1 protein-coding gene is annotated in these 945 nt (G+C 41.8%); it reads left to right on the top strand.

Translation table 11 applies throughout. The annotated features are described in order from the left end of the window. Positions 1-3 precede the first annotated feature (3 nt). On the top strand, positions 4-945 hold a 942-nt coding region (locus tag ACFIKU_RS09805; RefSeq protein ID WP_375657393.1), incomplete at its 3' end, for a Bgr_08870 family protein.

Raw genomic sequence — 945 nt, 5'->3', positions numbered from 1 at the left:
GAGATGACCAAAACCAAAAAACTCGACATGGAATTGCCTAAAGAAGGACGCTTTATCAGTTCTGAATTCCCAATCTTACGGGAAAACTTGACGAAAATTGATCAAGCGATAATGGAAGTTGAGGAAAAGCTAGAGGGAAAAGCGCCTTCAAAACACATGCACACAATAAGTGATGTTGCAGACCTTGAAGCAGCCCTGAAGAGCAAGATGGCAGCCGATAAAACCTTCACTTTTGCCGATTTAAGTGATATCGAGGGGGCAAAAGATGCCGCAAATAATTATGTTCTCTATAAATCAAGCAATAATAACTTCACCTTTGGCAGTGCTATCTCCCTATTAGGCGCACACCAACATAAAACCGAAGATATTGTGGGGCTTGATGATTTTAGAGCCAAGATCAATCAAGATCTCACAAGCTATGGACACCTCACAAGCCCAAATGAATGGCAAAGTTATAATAAATTTACCAGTAAAGTCACTATAAATGGTGATTTAGAGCTTTTGGGCAATTCGTCGTTTAGCCTCACCCATAATGGTGAAGTGGTCACAAGTTTAAGTGCGAGTGGTAGCTCGCTTAAAGGACCTTTGAGAGTTGATGGTGAAACTGTTTATACGAAATCAGAAATAGAGATTCTCAAGCAGGAAATTAAAAACATCAAAAAAGATTTGATTAATAAACTCATTATTGCCGATGCTGAATTGCTTTATACGCAAGATGGGAAAATTGAATGGCCCAACTGGGTCACGGATAAAACCAAAGTCGAAATTACAGCCTGGGGTGGCGGCGGTAGTGGTGGTTGCTCTTGGTCTTATTGCTTAGGCGGCGGTGGAGGAGGTGGAGGTTGTTCCGTGTGGTATGGCTATAAAGCCAGTTTAAACGGGCATGAGGATATCATCATTGGTAAAGGAGGAACTTCTGTTGCAAAGCATGGTGCGACAGGAAAC

It is taken from the genome of Bartonella sp. CM120XJJH (assembly GCF_042194715.1).
In the GTDB taxonomy this organism is placed as follows: domain Bacteria; phylum Pseudomonadota; class Alphaproteobacteria; order Rhizobiales; family Rhizobiaceae; genus Bartonella.
The sequence above is the reverse complement of the archived record's forward strand: the minus strand, read 5'-3'. Positions and strand labels throughout refer to the sequence as shown.